21 protein-coding genes are annotated in these 20,869 nt (G+C 66.5%); 9 read left to right on the top strand and 12 right to left on the bottom strand.

The genetic code is table 11. From position 1 onward, the window contains the following. Positions 1-9 precede the first annotated feature (9 nt). The 6 genes from AC5RWA_RS10260 to AC5RWA_RS10235 all read right to left on the bottom strand — a co-directional run bounded on the left by AC5RWA_RS10260 (position 10) and on the right by AC5RWA_RS10235 (position 8,378). Positions 10-3,447: a DEAD/DEAH box helicase gene (locus tag AC5RWA_RS10260; protein WP_494057633.1), complete on the bottom strand. Its 3,438-nt coding sequence runs from the start codon at positions 3,445-3,447 to the stop codon at positions 10-12. A gap of 210 nt (positions 3,448-3,657) precedes the next feature. Next, on the bottom strand, positions 3,658-4,779 hold the full coding sequence (locus AC5RWA_RS10255) for an NAD(P)/FAD-dependent oxidoreductase (protein ID WP_079595289.1): 1,122 nt from the start codon (positions 4,777-4,779) through the stop codon (positions 3,658-3,660). A 46-nt stretch (positions 4,780-4,825) separates the two neighbouring features. Then, complete coding sequence (locus tag AC5RWA_RS10250) at positions 4,826-5,869, bottom strand: Gfo/Idh/MocA family protein (protein ID WP_494057523.1); 1,044 nt, start codon at positions 5,867-5,869, stop codon at positions 4,826-4,828. Beyond that, on the bottom strand, positions 5,869-6,642 hold the full coding sequence (locus AC5RWA_RS10245) for an amino acid ABC transporter ATP-binding protein (protein ID WP_494057522.1): 774 nt from the start codon (positions 6,640-6,642) through the stop codon (positions 5,869-5,871). Before AC5RWA_RS10245 ends, AC5RWA_RS10250 begins: the two co-directional genes overlap by 1 nt. Next, positions 6,639-7,427, bottom strand: a complete 789-nt coding sequence (locus AC5RWA_RS10240; RefSeq protein ID WP_079595286.1) for an amino acid ABC transporter permease — start codon at positions 7,425-7,427, stop codon at positions 6,639-6,641. The genes AC5RWA_RS10245 and AC5RWA_RS10240 overlap by 4 nt, the downstream gene beginning before the upstream one ends. 87 nt (positions 7,428-7,514) lie before the next feature. Next, positions 7,515-8,378, bottom strand: coding sequence for an ABC transporter substrate-binding protein (locus AC5RWA_RS10235; protein WP_275730457.1), 864 nt, complete (start codon positions 8,376-8,378; stop codon positions 7,515-7,517). A gap of 184 nt (positions 8,379-8,562) precedes the next feature. On the opposite strand from AC5RWA_RS10235, the gene AC5RWA_RS10230 reads away from it, so the two are divergent. Both AC5RWA_RS10230 and AC5RWA_RS10225 read left to right on the top strand, forming a co-directional pair. Next, the gene (locus AC5RWA_RS10230; RefSeq protein ID WP_494057521.1) at positions 8,563-9,642 is read left to right on the top strand and encodes a LacI family DNA-binding transcriptional regulator; all 1,080 of its coding nucleotides are present in this window, start codon (positions 8,563-8,565) and stop codon (positions 9,640-9,642) included. A gap of 122 nt (positions 9,643-9,764) precedes the next feature. Continuing rightward, positions 9,765-10,616 (top strand): DMP19 family protein, encoded by an 852-nt coding sequence (locus AC5RWA_RS10225; RefSeq protein ID WP_494057520.1) that lies wholly within the window; start codon positions 9,765-9,767, stop codon positions 10,614-10,616. Positions 10,617-10,702: 86 nt separating this feature from the next. On the opposite strand, the gene AC5RWA_RS10220 is transcribed toward AC5RWA_RS10225, so the two are convergent. Continuing rightward, positions 10,703-11,326, bottom strand: a complete 624-nt coding sequence (locus AC5RWA_RS10220; RefSeq protein WP_494057519.1) for a DUF5655 domain-containing protein — start codon at positions 11,324-11,326, stop codon at positions 10,703-10,705. Between the two features lie 160 nt (positions 11,327-11,486). Between AC5RWA_RS10220 and AC5RWA_RS10215 the strand changes: the two genes are divergently transcribed. From AC5RWA_RS10215 to AC5RWA_RS10205, 3 genes are all read left to right on the top strand, one after another. Further along, a complete protein-coding gene (locus AC5RWA_RS10215; protein WP_494057518.1) occupies positions 11,487-12,158 on the top strand; it encodes a protein tyrosine phosphatase in 672 nt (223 codons plus the stop codon). A gap of 182 nt (positions 12,159-12,340) precedes the next feature. Beyond that, complete coding sequence (locus AC5RWA_RS10210; protein ID WP_494057517.1) at positions 12,341-12,919, top strand: RNA polymerase sigma factor; 579 nt, start codon at positions 12,341-12,343, stop codon at positions 12,917-12,919. Then, positions 12,912-13,670, top strand: coding sequence for a hypothetical protein (locus AC5RWA_RS10205; protein ID WP_494057516.1), 759 nt, complete (start codon positions 12,912-12,914; stop codon positions 13,668-13,670). The genes AC5RWA_RS10210 and AC5RWA_RS10205 overlap by 8 nt, the downstream gene beginning before the upstream one ends. A gap of 103 nt (positions 13,671-13,773) precedes the next feature. Here the strand turns inward: AC5RWA_RS10205 and AC5RWA_RS10200 are convergent, their stop codons facing one another. Next, positions 13,774-14,334 carry a COG4315 family predicted lipoprotein gene (locus AC5RWA_RS10200; RefSeq protein WP_494057515.1) on the bottom strand — a complete coding sequence of 187 codons (561 nt, stop codon included), beginning with the start codon at positions 14,332-14,334 and terminating at the stop codon, positions 13,774-13,776. 160 nt (positions 14,335-14,494) lie between these two features. Between AC5RWA_RS10200 and AC5RWA_RS10195 the strand changes: the two genes are divergently transcribed. Both AC5RWA_RS10195 and AC5RWA_RS10190 read left to right on the top strand, forming a co-directional pair. Further along, complete coding sequence (locus AC5RWA_RS10195; protein WP_079595277.1) at positions 14,495-14,992, top strand: sigma-70 family RNA polymerase sigma factor; 498 nt, start codon at positions 14,495-14,497, stop codon at positions 14,990-14,992. Then, positions 14,989-15,648: an anti-sigma factor family protein gene (locus tag AC5RWA_RS10190; RefSeq protein ID WP_494057514.1), complete on the top strand. Its 660-nt coding sequence runs from the start codon at positions 14,989-14,991 to the stop codon at positions 15,646-15,648. The genes AC5RWA_RS10195 and AC5RWA_RS10190 overlap by 4 nt, the downstream gene beginning before the upstream one ends. Positions 15,649-15,682: 34 nt before the next feature. On the opposite strand, the gene AC5RWA_RS10185 is transcribed toward AC5RWA_RS10190, so the two are convergent. After that, complete coding sequence (locus AC5RWA_RS10185; RefSeq protein ID WP_494057513.1) at positions 15,683-16,180, bottom strand: SRPBCC family protein; 498 nt, start codon at positions 16,178-16,180, stop codon at positions 15,683-15,685. A 76-nt stretch (positions 16,181-16,256) separates the two neighbouring features. Continuing rightward, entirely contained in the window at positions 16,257-17,126 is an 870-nt protein-coding gene (locus tag AC5RWA_RS10180; protein ID WP_254865437.1) for a DUF1206 domain-containing protein, read from the bottom strand. A 193-nt stretch (positions 17,127-17,319) separates the two neighbouring features. Here AC5RWA_RS10180 and AC5RWA_RS10175 point away from each other — a divergent pair, with 193 nt between their 5' ends. Beyond that, positions 17,320-18,897, top strand: coding sequence for a fimbrial protein (locus AC5RWA_RS10175; protein ID WP_494057512.1), 1,578 nt, complete (start codon positions 17,320-17,322; stop codon positions 18,895-18,897). Between the two features lie 2 nt (positions 18,898-18,899). Then, positions 18,900-19,346, top strand: a complete 447-nt coding sequence (locus AC5RWA_RS10170; protein ID WP_275730471.1) for a hypothetical protein — start codon at positions 18,900-18,902, stop codon at positions 19,344-19,346. A 7-nt stretch (positions 19,347-19,353) separates the two neighbouring features. On the opposite strand, the gene trmB is transcribed toward AC5RWA_RS10170, so the two are convergent. Then, a complete protein-coding gene (gene trmB, locus AC5RWA_RS10165) occupies positions 19,354-20,277 on the bottom strand; it encodes a tRNA (guanosine(46)-N7)-methyltransferase TrmB (RefSeq protein ID WP_275730472.1) in 924 nt (307 codons plus the stop codon). Positions 20,278-20,354: 77 nt separating this feature from the next. Further along, a complete protein-coding gene (locus AC5RWA_RS10160; protein ID WP_147294350.1) occupies positions 20,355-20,771 on the bottom strand; it encodes a hypothetical protein in 417 nt (138 codons plus the stop codon). Between the last annotated feature and the right edge of the window lie 98 nt (positions 20,772-20,869).

The following is a 20,869-nucleotide window of genomic DNA, read 5'->3' as shown; positions in this document are numbered from 1 at the left end:
CGGGGCAACCTACTCCTTGAACAGCCCCGCCAGGTCCTCGGCCGTGATGGCGCCGCCGGCCAGGGCGTCGCCCTCCATCACGTCGGCGAACAGCTGCGACTTCCGGGCCTTGAGCGCCATGACCTTTTCCTCGATGGTGTCCTTGGCCACCAGCCGGTACACCATCACGTTCCTGGCCTGGCCGATCCGGTGGGTCCGGTCCACTGCCTGCGCCTCGGACGCCGGGTTCCACCAGGGATCCAGCAGGAAGACGTAGTCGGCCTCGGTGAGGTTCAGGCCGAAGCCGCCGGCCTTCAGCGAGATCAGGAATACCGGGGCACTGCCGTTCTTGAACTCACTCACCACGTCGGCACGGTTGCGGGTGCCGCCGTCGAGGTAGCAGTACTCGATCTTCTCCTCATCAAGCCGCTCCCGGACCTTCCCCAGGAACCCGGTGAACTGGCTGAATATCAGGGCACGGTGGCCCTCGGCAACGAGGTCCTCAAGCTGCTCGAACAGCACGTCCAGCTTGCTTGAACGGACCCCCGAAAGCGACGGGTCAACCAGCGAGGCGTCCAGGCTGAGCTGCCGCAGCAGGGTCAACGACTGGAAGATGGTGAAGCGGTTCTTGTTCACGTCCTCGATCAGCCCCAGGATCTTTTGCCGCTCGCGCTGCAGGTGCGTCTGGTAGACCTTCTGGTGGCGCGGGTTCAGCACCACTTCCAGGATCTGTTCCTGCTTGGGCGGCAGGTCCTTGATCACCTGGTCCTTGGTGCGGCGCATCATCAGCGGACGGACCCGGCGCCGGAGCTTGTCCAGCTGCCCCTTGTCGCCGTTCTTCTCCACGGGCTTCTGGTAGTACTCCGCGAAGCGCTTGGGGCTGGAAAAGAGGCCCGGTGCCACGATGGATGTCAGCGCCCAGAACTCCATGAGGTTGTTCTCCAGCGGCGTGCCGGTAATGGCCAGCTTGAAGGCGGCTGGCAGCTTGCGCGCGCACTGGTACGCCTTGGACTGGTGGTTCTTCACGAACTGCGCCTCGTCCAGCACCAGGCCGGACCACTCACGGGAGGCGTAGGCGTCGTAATCGATGCGGAACAGGGCATACGAGGTGATCACGATGTCCGCCCCGGCCAGCGCGTCAGCCACCTGCTGCCCGCTCTTCGCGAACGTCTCGCCGACAGCCTGCACCTTCAAGCCGGGCGCAAAGCGCGCGGCCTCCGCCGCCCAGTTGCCCACCACGCTGGTGGGCGCAACCACCAAAAAGGGAGCGACGGCGTCGGGGGACTTCTCCCCGGCCTGTTCCTTCGCCGCGCACATCAGCGCCAGGGCTTGCACGGTCTTGCCGAGGCCCATGTCGTCGGCCAGGACACCGCCCAGGCTGTGCCGGTACAGGAAGGTGAGCCAGTTGAAGCCCTCAAGCTGGTAGGGCCGCAGCTCGGCGTTCAGGGTGGCCGGCAGCGGCAGCCCGTCCACGCCGCCTTCCAGGAGGCCGCCCACCGCCGAACGCCAGGCGGCGGCCTGCTCGTCCACGATGCCCAGCTGCGCCAGCTCGTCCCACAGCCCGGCCTGGAAACGGCTGATCTGCAGCGGGGCGTCCTTGTTGTCCTGCAGCGACCGGGCTTCCTCGATCAGCGCCCGCAGCTGATGCAGCTCCGGCAGGTCCAGCGAGAAGTAGGCGCCGCTGGGGAGCAGCATCTTGGTCTGGCCGGCGGCCAGGGCGGAGAACACCGCCGCGAAGGACACCGGCTGGCCCTCGAGGGAAATCTGGATGCCGAGGTCGAACCAGTCGCGCTGCTCGGTGGCCTTGGTGGAGATGGAGACGACCGGGGCTTCCTCGGCCTCGCGGTAATCGGCAATGTCGCCTGCCGTTTCCACGTCCACATCCGGAGCTTCACGCAGCCGCGGCAGCACTTCCTCGGTGAACGCCAGCGTGTCCAGGCCCTTGAGCTCGGCCGACGCCGCCAGGCGGGGCGTGCCCCAGCCGCCGGTTGCCGACTCGCCCAAGGCGGGAACCACCTCCCACGGGTGGCCGATGCCCTCGAGGATGCGGGCTTCTGCGGTGTCGTCGCGGTAGCCGTGGTCGCCGGGGTGGCGCCACAGCGGCTGGGCGGTGACCAGGTTTCCGGTCTTGTAGTGCCACTCCCAATGCAGCCGCACCTTGTGGTCCGCGCCGTAGTTTGCCAGCAGCGAGAGTGTAGGAACGGCAAGCGCGGGAAGTTCGACGGATTCGTCCCGCGCCGTCACCCGGGCCGCCTGCTTGAGCTTGGGATAGAAACCGGTGAGGAAGCGGGACTCATCCTTGGCAGGAATATGCAGCGTGCTGCCGGCCGTGACGAACGCCAGCAGTTCCTCGCTCAAGCCACCCTCCAGCGGCGCCAGGGTGATGGTGCCGTCGGGGTCCGGAACTCCGGGCAAGGCGGCCTCGCCGGAGGTGAAGAACAGGCCGTGCGCAGGGCGGCCGATCGTCCCCACGGCGGCCGGATCGACCTCGACCCCCTCCACGGTGATGGTGGGCGAAAGCTCCAGCCCGCCGTCGTCGGACGCTTGCTGAGGCGCGTCGCCATCCCCTGCGGGGTCAGCGCTGCGGGCCGGGGGCGCGCCATACCGCCCCAGAATAAGCCCGACGGCGGCAGGGGCCTCCGCCAGGCGCACCGGTTCGGTGCCGCGCGAGTGGACCAGGGCGAGCCCGATCTTTTTGGCATCGGACAGCAGGCTCCACAGGTTCTTCCCGGAGTAGGAGTTCAGGCCGAGCCACAGGCCGGACGAATTGTGCATCCGGCTGGCCGACGCGGAATGGGCGGCCAGGAACTCCTGCATCCACTCCACGTGCGCCTCGTTGCACTCGCGGCGGAAGTTCAGGTAGCTCAGCGTGTTCCAGGAGACGTCGCCGCGGATCCACTTGCCCTTGGCACCCATGATGACAGGGCGGGCCTTGAGCTGGCGGACGCTGCGCAGCGGATCCCGGCGGCCTGTGTAGGAGAAGTGCGGGGCCGGTTCCTCTATCTCGAACTGCAGCGCCAGCGGAACTCCGGTGCCCGAAGGCGCACCCCCTGGCTGCGAGATCAGCGGGCTGAGGGCCTGTTCCCAGTCGGACAGGGCGGCGGCCGACGGCTCCCGGGCCACTTGGGTGGCGGTTGTGGGTGACAGCAGCTGGACCCGGATGGCGGGGTTGTCCTCGGCCGCGAAGAGCAGCGCCGCCACGTGCTTGCAGTCCTTGCGGACGGGGCAGCTGCACACTCCAACCGTGCAGCTCCAGCCGCCGGCTTTGCGGACCAGCTTGGCCGTGGTGGAGTACGGAACCTCGGCGCCTCCCCGGACCTTGCCCAGCATCAGTCCCGTGCCGGCATCAAACGAGATCCCGGAGACGCGGCTGCCCATGGCATAGGCCAGTCCCGCCGCGAGGGAGCGGTCGTTGATGGCGGGTGTCTGAATCGCCAGTGCCGCACTCTCGTCCGGTTGGGATGGCATGGTGCGCGCTACTTTCAGCAGGACACGGCGGAACCGCGTCCGGTGGTTGGTTATCTGATCCATCTTAGTTCGCTGCCGGGGCGGGGTGCGCGCCGCCCCTCGACGAGTGAACAACCTGATCAGCAAAACATGCGGCAGAACGAACGAGGCCGTGGCGTGCCGCTGCGGAAACAGCGGCACGCCACGGCCGGTGGGAAGGGCAGCCGGATGCTAGGAGAACCGCTCCGGACGGAACGTCTCGAGCATTGGATGCCGTTCCCCTGTAAGGATTTCTCCCGCCAGGAGCTCGCCCGCGATCAGGCCGAGCGTCGCGCCGGAGTGCGTAAAGGCCACAAAGCATCCAGGAACCTTGCCGAGTTCGCCAAACACCGGTTCCCCGTCACCCGGGATCGGCTTGTATCCGATCTTCCACGACGCAGGCTTGAGCTCGGGGTTGCCTTGAACCAGCTTGGAGGCTTCGTCTGCCAGTTCCTGGACTACCTCATCGGGGATGCTGAAGCTGCCGTCAGCATGCTCAGTGATGTTCTCCTCGTACCAGTCATGGTCCAGGGCGAGGGTGTTTCCGGGGTTGGGCCGCACGGCCGCGCGGGGCGTGTTCAGCACCGGGGCCAGGCCGTGCTCCACCGGCTTGGTGATAACCAGCATGGAGACCGGCGAACCATTGGGGATGTTGACACCCAGCGGCGCCACAACAGCCGGGGTTGCGGCCCCGCAGGCAACCAGGACGGCGTCGGCACCGTGCACGGCACCCGAAGCGGCCTGCACCCCGACAGCCCGCCCGCCTTCAACCACCACGGAAGCTTTTCCTGCATTGAGGACCAGTTCACCCCCGAGTTCGTGGAACTCCGCCATCAGGAACTCCACCAGGTCCGGCAGGCTCACCCAGCCTTCGCCGGGGTTGAAGATAGCGTTCTCGGGCACGGCTGCGGCATCCACGCCCGGGGCCGCCTGGGAGATCTCGGCGGGGGCCAGCAGCTTCGAGTCATAGCCCTTGTTCCGTTCATAGCGGTGGCGGGCAGCCGTGGCATCCGCCTGGCCTTCCGCGTTCCACATCAGTCCGCCGTCAAACTGGAGCCATTCGCGGGAGGGGTCGGCAGCGAACAGCGTCCGGTACCGGTCAACCCCCGCCATGCGGAGCAGGTGGTAGGGCGTGGAGCGTTCCCCCGCGGAATTGAGCCATGAGAGCGACCTGCCTGAGGCCTCGCTGGTCAAACCGCTTTCGGTGAGCAGGACTACCGAGGCACCTTCGCGCAGCAGGTGGACGGCGGTGGAAACACCAAGGATTCCGCCACCGATGACGGCAACTTTCCTGGCGGAGTTGGTGGAAGACATGGGTACTCGCTTTCCTGTGTAAAGGGCTGTGCCGTGACGTGCTGTGTCAGGCAAGGGCATGGACTTCTTCAATGACTTTCAAGACTTCGACGGCGTCTGCCGGGTCAACCGGGAGCGGCGCCCCGCGGAGGAGTGCGTCGGCCAGGAGCCGGTAGAACTCGGGATAGGCCCCCCGCTCGGCGGGAACGGCGCTTGTGGCGCCGTCCACCCCCAGGACCCCCCAAGAGACCTGGGGGTCCACACCATAAGCGGGATCGGTGGGGAGGACCCCGGCATCAAGTGCGGGTTCCTGCCCGTCCAGTCCCCACTTGGTGTACCCGGCGGCCGAGCCGAGCACATGGAACCGGGGGCCAGCCTGCGGGGCGGCGCCGTTCATCCAGAGCCGGGAGCGTACGCCCGAATCGTGCAGCAGGGACACGAAGGCTTCCTGTTCCGGGCCTGACCGGCCCGGGCCCTGCCCTGCTGTTTCGCCGTAGCTGCGCGTCACAGGCCCAAACAGCTGGATGGCCTGGTCGATGAGGTGGGCGCCCAGGTCATGGAGGATGCCGCCGCCCTCCGCGGTGGTGGCGGAGTCGCGCCAGTTCCCGAAACCTTCCGGGCGCCACCACTCGAACCGTGATTCGAAGGTCTGGACCTCGCCCAGCTCACCGGCATCTACGAGCTTTTTGAGGGTCAGGAAATCCGCGTCCCACCGGCGGTTCTGGAAGACCGTCAGCTGAACGCCGGCGTCGGCCGCTCTGGCGGCCAGCTCTTCGCCGTGTGCGGATGTGGTGACGAATGGCTTGTCCACCACAACGTGCAGCTTGTGGGCGATCGCCCTCGAAGCGAAGTCGAAATGGGTGACCGGAGGGGTACCCAGGACCACCAGGTCAAGGTCGGCTGACAGCGCGAACAGGGCCTCCGCCGTCGGGACAATCCGGGCCCGCGGGTAGCGGGCTGCTGCTGCGGCAGCGCGGTCCGGGTCCGCAGTGACAATCACGTCCAGTGAATAGGACGGGTCTGCCTCGATCAGGGGTGCATGGAAGACGCGTCCGGAAATCCCGAAGCCGACGACGGCGGTACGGATGGGTCCTTTGCTGACATTCGCCATCACAGCACCTCGGAGAGGAAACGCTGGAGGCGTTCGCTCTTGGGGTTGTCGAAGATGTCCGCGGGCGTGCCCGCTTCGACTACTTCGCCTTCATCCATAAAGACGACCTGGTCGGCCACTTTCCGGGCAAAGCCCATTTCGTGCGTCACCACCACCATGGTCATGCCCCGCTTTGCAAGCGACGCCATGAGGGTCAGGACGCCCTTGACCAGCTCGGGGTCCAGGGCGCTGGTGGCCTCGTCGAAGAGCATCACTTCGGGTTCCATGGCGAGGGCGCGGGCAATGGCCACGCGCTGCTGCTGTCCGCCGGAAAGGTCCCGTGGACGGTGGTCGGCACGTTCGGCAAGGCCCACCTCGGCCAGGCGGAGGCGTGCCCGCTCCCGTGCCTCTGCCTTGGGCATCTTCTTGACGCTCCAGAGGGCGAGGGCCACATTCTCCAGGGCTGTGTGGTCCGGGAAGAGGTTGAAGTGCTGGAAGACCATCCCGATCCGGCTGCGCAGGATGTCGGGGTTGACCTTCAGTACGCTCTCGCCCGCCAGGAGCACGTCGCCGCTTTTGGGTTCGTGGAGCCTGTTGACCCCGCGGAGCAGGGTGGACTTGCCGGAGCCCGATGGCCCGATGATGCAGGTGGTGGTGCCGGGGGCCACGGTAAGGCTGACGTTGCGGAGCACCTCGATGTCCCCGTACGCCATGGTCAGGTTTTTGAGTTCCAGGCTGGCTCCGTGGAAGGTCTGGATGTCAGCGGTGGGGTTGGCGCTGGTGCTGGTGATCATGTGTTGCTCCCGGTAGTGAGCGGCGAGGCCGCGTCGAGTTCCTTGACTTCCTTGAGGCCGCTGGAGGGGGCCGCGGGACGGCGTTTTCCTGCCCGGAAGCGGCTGTCGAAGTAGTTCACCAGGTGCGTGAGCGGCACGGTGATGATGAGGTAGAAAATGCCGGCCATCACCAGCGGGGAGAGGTTTCCGGAGAGGACTGCGGCGTCCTGGCCCACGCGGAAGAGTTCACGTTCGCTGACCAGCAGGCCGAGGAAGTAGACGAGTGAAGAGTCCTTGACGATGGCGATGAACTGGTTGACCAGTGCCGGCAGTACGCGGCGGATGCCCTGGGGAATGACCACGAGTGCCATTGATTTGCCGTAGCTCATGCCCAGGGCGCGGCAGGCCTCGCCCTGGCCCTTGTCCACGCTTTGGATGCCGGCACGGAAAATCTCACCGATGTAGGCGCTGGCGATCAGGCTTAGGGCGATGATGCCCAAGGGGTACGGCGAAGGGCCGAAGATGGACTGGCTCAGCCGGGCGAACCCCTGGCCGATCAGCAGGATGGTAAGGATGGCCGGCAGGCCACGGAACAGGTCCGTGTAAATGCGGGCCGGGACCCGCAGCCACCGGGACGGTGAAATGCCCATAACGGCGACGATCATGCCGAGCACCAGGCCGATGATCGTGGCCGAGACGGAAATGATGAGGGTGTTCAGGAGGCCCACGCCCAGAAGTTGGGGCAGGACTTCGACCATTGCTTCGAAGTCGAAGAAGGTGCGGATGATGGTGTTGAGCCAGTCCATGGTTGCTCTCAGACGTTGTTAGCTGGTGGAACGGGGGCGGTCATGGCGGGTAATTCCGGTGGACCGCCCCCGCAACCTTGGGAGGGGTTAGTTACTGGGCGCCGGGCTGGACGTCTGCTCGGCCTTGGGAAGGTACTGCTCGGGCATCGGGGAGCCCGGGAACCACTTTTCGTAGAGCTTCTTCCAGGTGCCGTCCTCCATGGCTTCGGCCAGGCCCTTGTTCAGGGCCTCCTTGAATTCGGTCTTGCCCTTGGCGACGGCGAAGCCGGCGGGAGCGTCGAAGGACGGGATATCTGCTGCGCTCACCAGGCCAAACTGTTCCTGGTAGGACTTGGCGGCCTCGTAGTCGAGGAAGTGCGCGTCGACAGCGCCGCTGTTGACGGCCGAGACTGCGGTGTTGTTGTCCGGGAAGCGCACCAGGCTTGCGGAGGTGAAGTTCTTGACGGCGTAGGCCTCCTGCAGCGTTCCCTGGACGACGCCCAGGCGCTTGCCGGAGAGCCCTTCCGGATCGTTGATGCCGGACGTCTTGGTGGTGATGATGGTCAGGTAGCCGGCCAGGTAGCCGTCGGAGAAATCAACGGTTTCCTTGCGCTTGTCCGTGATGCCGATGGCGGCGACCCCGGCGTCGAACTGCCCGTTGGCGACGGCGGCGAGCAGGCCGGAGAAGTCCTGGCCGGTGAAGACCACGTTGTCCACACCGGCCCGGCGGGCCACGTCCGTAAAGAGTTCGACATCGAAGCCCGTGAACTTACCCTGGGCGTCGGTGAAGGTGTACGGCTTCGAGTCACCCAGGCTGGCGACACGGATGGATCCGGGCTCAATCAGGCCGTACGGGTTGTCCGCGGACGAGGATGAAGCAGGAGTGGATGCTCCGCAGCCGGACAGTGCCAGGACCGCGGCGACGGCCGCGGCAACCAGTGTTGCGGGGCGGAAAGTCTTTCGAGTAAACACAGCGAGTTTTCCAATCGAGAGAAGCGGGAGTGGAGGATCGAGATCCGCCGTGGGGTGATGCTTGGCCGGTACCTCTTGCTGAGTCCGGTCTCAGTCTCTACGATTGAGACCGGACTCACACCGATTGATAGAAATGTAACCCAAGCCACAAAAGGGCGTCAAGCGTCCTACGGGAAAGGCCGAAATGAGTACTGACGCTTCACGACGACGCGATGTAACAGTCGCCGACGTCGCCAAGGCCGCGCAGGTATCCAAGGCCCAGGCAGCACGTGCGCTGGGCAACTACGGCGCAGTGAGTGACGATGTGAGGGAGCGCGTACTGGCAGCAGCGGAAGAGCTGAACTACCGCCCAAATGAACTCGCGCGCAGCATGAACACCGGGAAGTCAAACACTATCGGCGTGGTGGTGGGCGACATCGAGAACCCGCACTTTGGCCTCGCGACCAGGGGCATTACTGACACCGCGAAGAAGAGCGGGTTCAACGTCATCCTGGTCAATACCGATGAGGACACAGCGGCCGAAGTCGACGCAGTGAAGGTGCTGCTGGACAAGCGCGTTGACGGCCTGATCATCGCGCCGGCTTCATCGGTTGATACGCAGCACCTGGCAAGCGTTCACACGTCCGGAAGGCCCTTGGTGCTCCTCGACCGTAGGGCCCAGGGGGTGGAGGTGGACACGGTGGCGGTGGAGATGGAGGGGATCTCCTATGAATCCACCAGCTACCTGATCGGGGAAGGGCACCGCCGGATTGCCTTCATTTCCACCATTCGGACGGATGAGCCTTACTTCGCCGGCCTGCCGCTGGACTCCTCGCAGATCTCGGACCGCCGGGACGGTATGAAGCGTGCGTTCGACGAAGCGGGGCTTCCCCAACCCGAGGACCTGGTCCGGCTCAACGCCGGCGGTCCGGAGTCCATCAGGAAAATCACCCGTGAACTGCTGCAGCAGCCTGATCCCGCCACGGCGATCATTGCCTCCGACGGGCTCATCGGCCTCAGCGTCGTCGAGGCGATCCAGGACCTGGGGCTCTCGATCCCCGACGACGTCTCATTCCTGATGTACGACGACTTTGCCTGGACCCGCCTCACCACACCGCCTCTGACCGTGATTGCGCAGCCCGTCTACGAGATGGGCGTCGCCGCCGCTGAGGCCCTCATCCGCCAGATCCAGGGCAGGAAAGCGCCCGCTGCAAAGCCTGAGTTTTCCGCCACCCTCGTGAAGAGGGGGTCTGTGGGAGTTCCCGGCAGCAGGGCGAACGGTTAACCCTTGTGCAGTTGCTGAAAATTTCGCTAGACGTTCACTTCCTCCTCAATGGGCCGGTAATCCCTCAGCCGTAGCGTGAAAAGTGTCCTGAGCACCACCAGCGAACAGCAGTAAGGATTGCCATGATCATCAGCCAGCAGCCCGTCGTCCTGACCAGCAGCAGCATCGAAGCCAGCGATGAGGAGGCAGTTGAGGCCAATGTGAGCGTGGTGGACGCCATGCACACCGCTCTTCTGCACACCGAGGAGATGTCGCCGGTGGCGGTCCGCAGCTACTACGTGGATTTCTACCTCACGCAGTCACTCGAGGGCGGCTTCGCGCAGTACTCCTTCATGGCCGTGGACCGGTCCGAAACGGACACCCTGATCCGCGAGGGTATGGCCGGCATGGGAGCAACCGCCCACCTGGACCTCTTCAACCGCGCTGTTGCGGCCTACGACGCCCTGACCGAGGATGAGGCCGAGCACTACCTCGACGGCGGACTCGACCAGGCTGAAGAGACCCCCGACGCCGTCCTGCGGATGGAAGAGCTCGACGGCGAGTTCGAGGAGCTGCTGGAGCGGGAGAACATCACCGCATTCAATGCCGCCTGGCTGCGCGGACAGGCCGATCTCCTGGTGCTCGACGACGAAGAGGTGGGCGCGTACATCCAGCGGCTGGCTGCCCTGATCCCGGACCTGCCCGAACGCCAGGCCCAGGCAGAGGCCGAAGCGCTGGAGGACGCCCCGGACTTCGAAATCATCATCCGCGAGCTCTGCAGCGTTGCCGGGTACCAACTCCTCAGGATCACCATGGGGGACCCCAACTACCTGCACGACGGCGAGAAGACCCTGGCCTGGCACTTCTCCACGGACCACGGTGACTTCCTGATGGTGGAGGAAGACGACGAAGCCTTCATGATCAACCCCGAAACCCTCGAAATCGTCGCAGCCGTGGAGTTTGAAGAGGCCGACGCCGACCTCGTGCAGGCCTAGAAACAGGTCTCAGGTCCTTCCGGTCCGCGGGACAGGCGCCGTGAATATCAGGCGACCCCGGCGCCTGTCCCGCGAATCCAGTTTTCCTACGTGTTCTGCTCCAGGGCCGCGGTCAGGATTTCCAGCAGCTCGTCGTCCACCTGCTCGGGGGACACCAGCCGCACCCGGAGCGTAAAGGGATCGTCCGCCCGTGTCCTGACCTGTTCCAGCCGGCCCCCGGCGGGAGCATCAAGGCGCAGGGTCACGTCCACCGCCGAGTTGGTGGACCGGGTCACCTGGGCGAACTTCCGGCGCGGGCTGTGCAGGGACACGTAGCCCTTCCGCATCTGGATCTGGACGCCGTCGGCGGCTGACGCCCAGGCAAGGATGGAATCGGCGATCGGCCGCAGCTGCGGGTGGTTGGCGTATTGGCCGTCGATCAGTTCGTCGGCGTCGCGCAGCATGAACTCCGGGTAGCCGAACATCTCCCAGGACACCGCGTACTGGGCATAGCCCGTCACGCCAAAACCGTCCCGCATCCAGTCGCGGAGTTCCCGGTCGCTGCGGATGCCCGCCGCCCGGGCCTGCTCCACCCAATGGGCCGTATCCTGGCCGGTCTTCCGCAGGAGCAACGCCTTGTTGTTGTCCACCATGGATTGCCAGGTGCCGGGCTCTTTCCGGGGCGCACCGGTTTGTGTGTCGGACTGCTGCGGCTGGTTGCTGTTGGACATGCATCGATCGTAAGGGCGACGGTCCCGTGGTCCTGATACGGACGGGCAATAAAAAAGATTTCCAGCGTCCGTAACCTTTCCGCTGCCCCCGGCGATGTAGGAGGTGATGGGTCCGCACGCCGGGCCCTACCCGATATGTTGTCCAGGTTTGGAGTACTTGATGTCTTTGTTCACCGTTCTCGCCACCAGTAAAGTCGCCGCCGGAGTCCTGGCAGCAGGCACCCTGGCCGTCGGCGGAACCGGCGCAGCCGCCGTTACCGGTGTCCTCCCCGCTGACGCGCAGCAGACCGCGCACGAACTGTTCGGTGCTCCCGCCCCGCAGCTGGCAGCCGTGGCAGCCTCTGACGCCCAGGCCGGTGCGGAGTCCACCACGGATGCGGCGGCCGACGCCGATGCAACGGCAACTGCTGATGCGGCTGCCGACGCCACGGTCAGCGATGAGGAAGCAGCCGCCCAGGCTTCGGCTTCCGTTGCCGCCGGTACTGCCGTAGACGCAGCAGGCGCCGCAGCCTTCGGTCTCTGCACTGCTTTCACCAACGGCAGCCTCAACGCGTCTGCCGAGGGCTTCTCCTCGCTGGTTATTGCTGCCGAAGGCGAAGCTAACGTTGGGGACTTCTGCGCCGATGTTGTTGCGGACGCGGATGCCGCCGCCGAAGCCGGAGCGGCTGCCACCGGCTCCGCCGCCGTTGAGGTTGAACGTCCCGAGCTTCCGGCCGTTCCTGCCGTCCCCGCCGTCCCGGGCGTCGACGGCGAGCCCGCCGTTCCTGCCGTGCCTGCTGTTCCGGTTGAGGGCGCCGACGTCGTGGAAGCCCCCGCGGTTTCAGTCCGCTAGGCACCGTTGGCTAGGGTGGACCGCAGCTGTTTTGTGGCTGCGGCCACTCTGGACTGCAGGAACCAGCCCCCCGTTCCTGCAGTCCCGCCTGCCGGCAGCGTGGTGCTGCCGCAGGCGGAAGAAGCAGCGGGGACAGGCAATCCGCACCGCACAACCGGGACAGGCGCACTCCACGTTCCGGGATGGAGGAGCCGCTGGTGCTAGACACTTTGGCCCATGAAGAGATCGACATATTCGACAGCGCAGCCGGAACAGATCCCGCTGTGCTGTTCGGCGCTGCCTATCGGTCCTTCGGCGGCCCCGTCCAGGGCTACCTCAAGGCCCGCGGTGTTGACGACCCGGAAGCGGTAACGCAGGACGTGTTCCTGGCCTTCTATCCGAAGATCCAAGGGCTCACCGGCGGCCTGCAGGGCGCCAAATCCTTGATCTTCTCCATTGCCCATGCCCGCATGGTTGACCACTACCGCCGGCTGGAGCGCACGCCGCAACTGTCGCCCTACGATCCCCAGCATGACGGCCGCACAACGCCGTCGGCGGAGGACCAGGCCGTGGAACTGGACGGCGGGGCCGCCGCGATGCTGGACGGCCTCAGCGGCGAACACCAGGAAGTACTGGCGCTCCGCGTGGTGGCGGACCTGTCCATCGAACAGGTGGCGGGCATCATGGGCAAAAGCACCGGGGCCATCAAACAGCTCCAGCGCAGGGCCCTTCAGAACCTCAAAGCACAGACGCTCTCAAGAAACCAGGCGAATCATGAGTGACACCGCAGGATCCCGCAGCGACGGATTCGTTGACCAGCTGCTGCTGGAGGCAGGGCTGGACGACGACGGACAGCTCCATCCAGCGCTCCTGCAACTCCGCGCCCTGGGTGCTGTGGCGCCGGAACCCTCCGCGGAGGTCGCAGCCCTGATGCAGCGTGCCGAGGAGGTGGCGGCTTCAAACAGCACGGCCGCTACTGCTGCGGCCGCGCCAGTTGAGACCGCAGCAGTATCCGCCGCCGCACCCCCCGATGAGCTGGCCGCGCGGCGCCGCGCCAAACGGCGCGTCACCCTGACAGCACTGTCCGTGGCCGTCTCGCTGTCCGCCGGCGGAGCCGTCGCCGCGGCTTCCGACCAGGGGTTCCGGGACTCCTTCAGCCGGCTCAACCATGCCGTCACGTCGTTTGTGACGGGATCCACCGGGGTTCCGGCGGGGAACCCGGCTGATGAACCCGCAGCCCCGGTTCCTGCCACGCCGGCAACCCAAGCAGCCGAAGAGACTGTCCCGGCCGCACCAGGTCCCGCCGGGCAACCGGCGGAGGTGACGCCGTCGAACGCTCCCGCCCCGCCGGACACGGCAGCCGGGCAGGACGCCGCCCCGGGGAAGCCGGCCGGCCTTCCTGCTGCGGAGGACCTGGCCACCGCCGTTCCGGATGATCTCACCAACGGTGTAGGCCAGCCGCCGCAGGTGCCCGTCCCCGGCGCGTCAGAACTTCCGCTGCCCGGGACTCTCCCCGCAGTTCCGCTGCGCTAGCTGCGGTAGGGCGCCTGCGGCCCGTTTTTTCCGGCCGCAGCCCGCCATTCAAGCCCTGCCGCGAAGAGCGTGGAGGCGGGCCGGCCCGGCCGGCAAATCCAACTCAGTAGGCTGATGCACCGCCCATCTTGATCATGGCGCCGGACGGATCCGCCAGGTACCAGACGTCATTGACGCCCTGGCCCAGGATGTCGCCCGGCTTTGTGTCCTTCGCGAAGTAGTACAGCGGCAGTCCCTCCAGGGTTACCTGCTGTTTTCCATCCGGGGTGGTGATGGTGCCCAAGGCTCCCGTGACGCCCTCGGCGGACGGAGTCTCCGAGGAAGCAAAAACAGGGGGCCACGCAACCAGGCAGGCGTCAGTGCAGGCACTGGTTCCGGAGTCCTTCACATCCTTCGTGAAGAAGTACACGCTCATTCCCTTTCCATCCACCACGATGGTGCCGGCGCTTGTGGAGGCTGTCTTGAGGTCGACGCCCGCGCTGGCCGTGGTGGACGTTGCCGAGGGCGGGGACACCGACGCGGCGGGGGCCGTTGCGGACGTGGCAGGCGCGCCGGTGGTGACAGCGGGGCTGGTGGCCGGCGCGGTTCCGGTGCCGCCGGCGCAGGCCGTCAGTACCGCGGCAAGGGCCAGGATGGCGAGGCCTGCACCCGGGTGGTGTTTCATGGGTTGCTCCTTGGCTGGGCCCGGCGTCTGATACCGGACGCTAACCCCTACGACGCATCCGGGTGAAGAATGGTTCAAGCAGGATGAACTTTTTATCGGCCCGCGGCGTCTTTAGGACATCAGCAGGAATGTGGGACAGAACCACATCAGGAGGGACGGCATGCCGCTGGATGAGGACGTGGTGGCGTCCATCTACCGCGAACACGGCCCCGCCCTGCGCCGGTTCGTCCTCAGTGCCTCCCGGGACCCCCAACTGGCTGAGGACGTGGTGCAGGAGACCGTGCTCCGCGTCTGGCAGCACGCGCCGGAGATCAACGGCAGCCTCCGCAGCTACCTGTACCGGACGGCCAGGAACATCATGATCGACAACTACCGGCGTGCCCAGCGGCGCCCGGAAACACTGGAAAGCGGCCTCACGGATCACGGCGGGGCGATGGAAAAGGTGGATGAGCTGTTGATCCGGGTCTTGATCGAGGAGGCCCTGCTCCGGCTGAGCAAGGAGCACCGCGACGTCCTGGTGGCCCTGCATTACCGCCGTTTTACGGTCAATGAAGCCGCCGTCCAGCTCAACATCCCCAGCGGAACCGTGAAGTCCCGCGCCTATTACGCGGTCCGTGCCCTGCGCACCATCCTGGATGAAATGGGGGTGGAACGGTGAACGGTTTTGATCCCCACCAGTTGCTGGGTGCCTACCTCCTGGGCGGCCTGGACGACGACGACCAGGCGGCTTTTGCGTCCCACCTCAAGGACTGCGCCGCCTGCCGTGAGGAACTGGCCGGGCTTGAGAAGCTTCCCATGCTGCTGGATGCCCTTCCCGTGCCGGATGCCGTGGCGCTGACTGCCGTTGCGGCCGTAGCGGCCGGTCCTGTTGCCCCCGTTCCGGTTCCGCTCCTCAGCAAGCTGGCGCGCCGCCGTCGGACATCACGACGGCGGTGGGCGGCACTCGTGGGCGCCGTGGCCGCCGCCTGCCTCGCCTTGGGGCTCGCTGCCGGACCCTTGCTGGCGCGGCCCGAGCAACCCGACGCCACCTATTCCGTCCAGTCCGGGGGCGGGCTCCAGTTCAGCATCGACCTGGCCCGCAAGACCTGGGGGACCGAGCTGGCCGTGAACGGAAGCAGCCTCCCGCAGGACGGGACGTTGTCCCTGTGGGTCCGTGACCGCTCCGGCGGCGAGGACCGCGCGTGCGCCTGGTCGGCCACCCCCAGCGGCAGGGTCAAGGTCACGGGGGCCACGCCCATCCAGCTGGGGAGCATTTCCAGTGTTGAGCTGCGGGACGGCACGCAGCATGCCGTTGCCGTGATCACGGTGCCCTGAAGCCCAGAAGCACAGACGCCTGGCGCCTCGCGGGCTAGGGGAGCTCCGGCGAAGGCCCGTGGAGGTCACGGAACTCAGCTACCAGCGCCTCATCCTCGCAGGCGCGGGCGAACGCCTCGATCCGCCTCTCGATCTCGTGCCCCAGAAGCCAGGTGCCGATCCTCTCCATCAGCGGCCGCAACAGCGCCGGCCGGCAGGAAAAGGTGTACTTCCAGACCGCCTGCGTGCCGCCGTCGCCGGCCGTGAAGCGCCAGCCGCCGCCGAAGTTCCCGAAGAACCAGGGGCCGGACACCATGGTCATGCCCACGTTCCGCGGCGGGACGTAGGAGACGTACTCGCTGACCATCGTCAGCCCCAGGCGGGAGCGTGTCCTGGTGCGGACGCCCTTGCCGGCCGAGCTGGCTCCGGCCAGGAATGCCTGGGCCGAGATGAACGGGTCCCATTTAAGCCGGAAGGTGCCGGTGGTCTGGGAGAAGGCGAAGACCGTTTCCGGGTCGAGGCGGATGAAGCGTTCGGCGCGTACCTGGGGCATGGTCCCACCCTAGCCACCCCGGCGCTCAACCACTCGACGCGGCCATCGCGACGGCGGTTCCCTGGCCGTTTCCGGGTTACTGGGTCATTTTGGCCAGCCGGGCCCGCACGATCATGAACACCCCGTAGCAGATGAGCCCGGCGCCCACGGCTGCCAGCAGGTAGACGCCAAGGGGCTGGTCGCGCAGTGCACGGAGCCCGCCGTCCAGGCCGGTTGAATCCTCCGGGTGGGCCTGAAGGGTGGCGATAACGATGAGCAGGCCGGTCAGCAGCAGGACCACGCCCTTGGCCACATAGCCTGTCACGCCCAGCACCGTTACTGCAGTCCTTGCCTTTGGGGAGGCGGGCATGACCAGATGCTTCTCGAAGGATTTCCTGAGCCCACGAATGCCGTACACCACCCCGGTCACGGCGATGCCGGCACCCAGCAGGACCAGCAGGGCTACACCGCCGGGGGCTTTGATAAGGGAGACGGTCAGGTCACTGACAGCTCTTTGGTTGTCGCCGCCCGAGCCGGTTCCCCTCGCGAAGGACAACAACGTCAGGGCGAGTCCGGCGAACACCAAAGCCTGGGCCCCGGCCTTGGCCTTTTTTCCGGCTTTTTCCTTGGTGGGCAGCCTGTTGTAGTCGAAGATGGCATCGCTGGCCTGCCACAGCGCAAGGGCAGCGCACGCCGCGAAACTCGCCCACAACAGGAAGGGACCGGCCGGCTGCGTGGCGAGCTCCGCCACGGCGCCGCTGAAGTCCGCGTTGCCGGTGCCGCCCATGGCCAGCCGGATGGCAATTGCACCCACCAGCAGATGCAGTATGCCGCTTGCCGCAAACCCTGCCCTTGCCAGCAGTTCCAGAGTCCGCGAATTGGTGACGTTCTCTGCCGCGTCCACGGCCTGCTTCAGTTCTCTTTTGATGGCTGTTCCTTTGTGCGTGCGCAGTGCGCGGTGGTCCACTGGTGTGCGTGCCCCACACAAAGGCAATCGTGCCACGCGGACACGGTCTGGAACAGTACGCGGCCTGGCGGTGTGGATCCGCGCCTCTCTCCGGACATGCATGGGGAGGGATCCCCATCGCCCGGTCCCGGCGGCTGTGCCACCATAAGCAGCAGCGGATGACACGCACCGAGGACTTTTCCGGGGGAACACCATGACCTTTTACGGCGCTGACGTCAGCCAGCTGCGCGCACTGGCCAGGGCGGCTGACCAGGCCGCGTCGCTGCTGAGCGCACGGGCCGCCTCGCTGCACGGCCAGATCCAGTCCGCACCGTGGAAGGGAACGGACGGCGACCGGTTCCGCCAGGAATGGGCTGGCAGCCACCGCCCCGGACTGGACAAGGTGGTGTCCAGCCTGCGGGAGAACTCGAAACTCCTGCTGAAGCACGCCGATGAGCAGGAGAAGGCGTCGTCATCCCGCGGAACCAGCGGCACCGGCCCGTGGGACCCCCTCCAGTCGCTCGCCGCCCAAGCCCGGGACTGGCTGCAGGAACAGGCTGCAGCGGCGGCTGCGGCCGCGGAACACCGCAGGGAACTGGAGGCCGGCCTGGAGCGCATGCTGGATGCAAGCCCCGCGGAGCAGGCCACGTGGTGGGACAGCCTGTCCGCAGCGGACCGCAAGTACCTGGTCGAGGGCGAGGGGGACGACGGTCCCTTCGCCGAAGACCTCATGCGCATGGACGGCGGCATCCCCGAATCTGCGCAGGAACAAGCCAAGGAACACCTGCAGGAGCTGGCCAAGGCGGATATTCCCGTCTACGCCGAGGCCGGCCGGGCCTCCATCGAGGCGCGGGTGGCGTGGGTCCACGGGGGCGCCGAGGTAGGCACCGAAGTGGTGGAAAACGCGGACGGCTCCGCCACCATGAAGGTGTACGGGAACATGGGGCTGGGGGTGAACGACACCAGTGGCGCCTCCGGCGTCACCCTTAGCGGGGAGGTGTCCCGGGAGTACACCTTTGGCAGCGTGGAGGAAGCCATGGCCGCCCGCGGACAGATGTACCGCGACCTGCCGCCGGACAGCGTGGGCGAGATCAAGGACGTGGCGGGCAACCCGCCGGGCTACATCCTGGAAACCATCGACAATGCGGCCGGTGACAACGGGTCCACCGGGCTGACGGACAAGGCGAAGGGGACCCTGTCGCTGGAGGCAGAAGCGGAAACCGGGGCCGCGGCCGGATCCGCGAAGCTGGACCTGGCCTACGAGCGGAACCTCACGGACGGCACCTCCACCGCCAGCGGAGAAGTTTCAGCGCAGGGAACGCTCAACCTGGACGGGCGGATCTTCGAGGCCTCCGGCAAGGGCGGCCTGCAGGTCACCATGGACAAGGACAACACCATCGGTTCAGTGTCGGTGTCCATGGACGGTACCGTGGCGCATGGGGTCACGGCGGGCACCGATGTTAAAGCTGCCAAGGTGGAGTCCTCGGTGACCGCCGGCACGCAGGGCACGGTCAGGATCGACGTGGAGTACTCGCCGGAGAACCGGCCCGTGATCGACAGCTATCTGCGCAACATAGCACTGGGTGATGAGGCAGGGGCGGCCCGGGATGCCGCCCGGCTCTATGAGGCCGGGTCCGCCACGGTACAGGTCAACAGCGTGGTCAGTGCGTCCACCGAAGCCGGCCTTGACGTGAAGCTGGGCGAGGTGGAGGTCAAGACGGAGAGCCAGGCCACCACCAACGTGTCCACCTACTACAAAGTCCCCAACGACACGAAGCTTGAAAGGCTGTGACCATGTCCGTGCACATCGAATCCCCGCTGGGGTTCACGGCAGACTTTCCCGAGCACACGCAGGTCCTCGGCGACTCCACGGCCGGGCCCAACAGCGGGCAATACGGACTCCCGGGCGATGTCCTGGTCACCGTCATTAAGGACGACACCTCGGTGCAGGACGCACCGCAGGCCAACGGATGGGCGCACCTGATGTCCGGCTTCTACCGTGAGGAGCGGGGTGGAACCCTCCTGGCGGAGGGCGAACTGAACCTCCCCGGCAAAGCCGCGTACGCCGTGGTGGTGGGTTACGACGACACCGGAGGCGCGGGGAAGGTGGCAGCCACCGTGGGTGTGTGGGAGCGCTCGCGTTTTATTGGCGTCGTGGTGATCTGGCCCTACGTGGACCCCGGCGTGGAGCCGCGGCTCGGCATGCTCAGGGAGATTGTGGCCGCCATCAGCGTGGGCTGACCTCCTGCTACCGCCGGCGGTAGCAGAGATCGAAGATCAGGCGCCCGGCCTCGTGGGCTTTCGCCTCGAAGCTGGTGCGGATCCTGCCTTCGAACCGGGGAGCCCAGCCGCCCGTCTCGTCCACGCCCTCGTTGGGCCCGGTGTGTAAGGTGCTGACGGGGGCGCGGCCCTCACGGACCGGAGCGCCGCCCACCACGGACTCGACGCCGGACTGCCACACCTGCGTCAGCGGGCTTTCGGGTCCGCGGCGCTGGCCGTTGTGCAGGTTCTCGAAGTCCTCGGAACCGGCCAGGACATCACGGACGTGGACAGCATAGTTGGACCAGTCGGTGGCGATCCGCCACAGCCCGCCCGGCTTCAGGGCACGGGCAGCCAGTGATGCAAACTCGGGCTGGATGAGGCGCCGCTTGTGGTGCCGTGACTTGTGCCAGGGGTCGGGGAAGAAGACCCACAACTCGTCAACGGACCCTTCGGGCAGCATGGTGGCCAGCACTTCGGGGGCATTGGCCTCAACCACACGGACGTTGCGCAGCCCCCGGCTGTTGATCTTGATGATGGTGTTCGCCAGCCCGGGAGTGTAGACCTCCACGGCCAGGAAATCGGTGTCCGGGTTCTGCTCCGCCGCGTGGCAGATGGCATCGCCCAGGCCCGAGCCGATCTCCACAATCAGGGGAGCCTTCCGGCCAAATTCCGCCTCGGCGTCGAACGTGTAATCCGGGTGGACGGAAGTGTTGGCGACGTGGCGGGGAACATCCACAGCCCACCGCTCTGCATGCTCTTCCCACGCAGCCTGCCGGCGGCCCTGCAGCCGGGTGCCGCGGCGGACAAAGCTGACCGGCCGGCCGCCATAGGTGCCGAAGGATGCCTGCGTGCCGGGGGTTACGGGCCGGGGGACATGCGGCTGCTGGGGGTTTTCGGGGGATTCACTCATCCCTTCAAGGATACCGGGGCGGGACCCGCCGGCGGGTCCGGTTCGTGGCGGGCGGGAATGGCCGCGGCACGGCCGCCTCAGCGCATCATGTAAACGAACCGCAGGGTCATGAGGAGCCCCACAATGAAAATCACGCCGTTGATGCACAACGCTGCCAGCGCCAGACCGGACCCTTGACCGCGGAGTCCGGACTTCCGCAGGGCGGAGACGCCCAGCGATGCAGAGGTGATGCCGAAGATCAGGGGCAGGCTCCAGAACACGAGGGGAGCCAGCAAGGGATTCTTTGACGGGCCGTCGTACGGGAAGGTCAACAGCATGGCAAAACTGGCGAAGGGGGCCGTGAGGAGGAGGCTCGCGGGTGCCACGATCGCAAGGACGAGGCTTGCAACCGCTTTGCCGGTGTGGCCGCCGCCTGGTGGTGCCGGAACCACGGCCTGGGACTGCGGCGCTGTGGCTTCCGTCGCGGAATTGTTGTGCCCAGACTGAGGTGGCATGTCCATGGTTCTCCCTGATTGTGAATGACTGGCCCGGCAGCGTGCCCTTCAAACCTAGGGACGCTGCCCGTCTGCCAAAAGCGCGCGGGCCGCGTATG

This window comes from Arthrobacter sp. 210 2, assembly GCF_059093025.1.
Note: the sequence above shows the minus strand (reverse complement) of the source record. Positions and strands in the feature narration are given on the sequence as shown.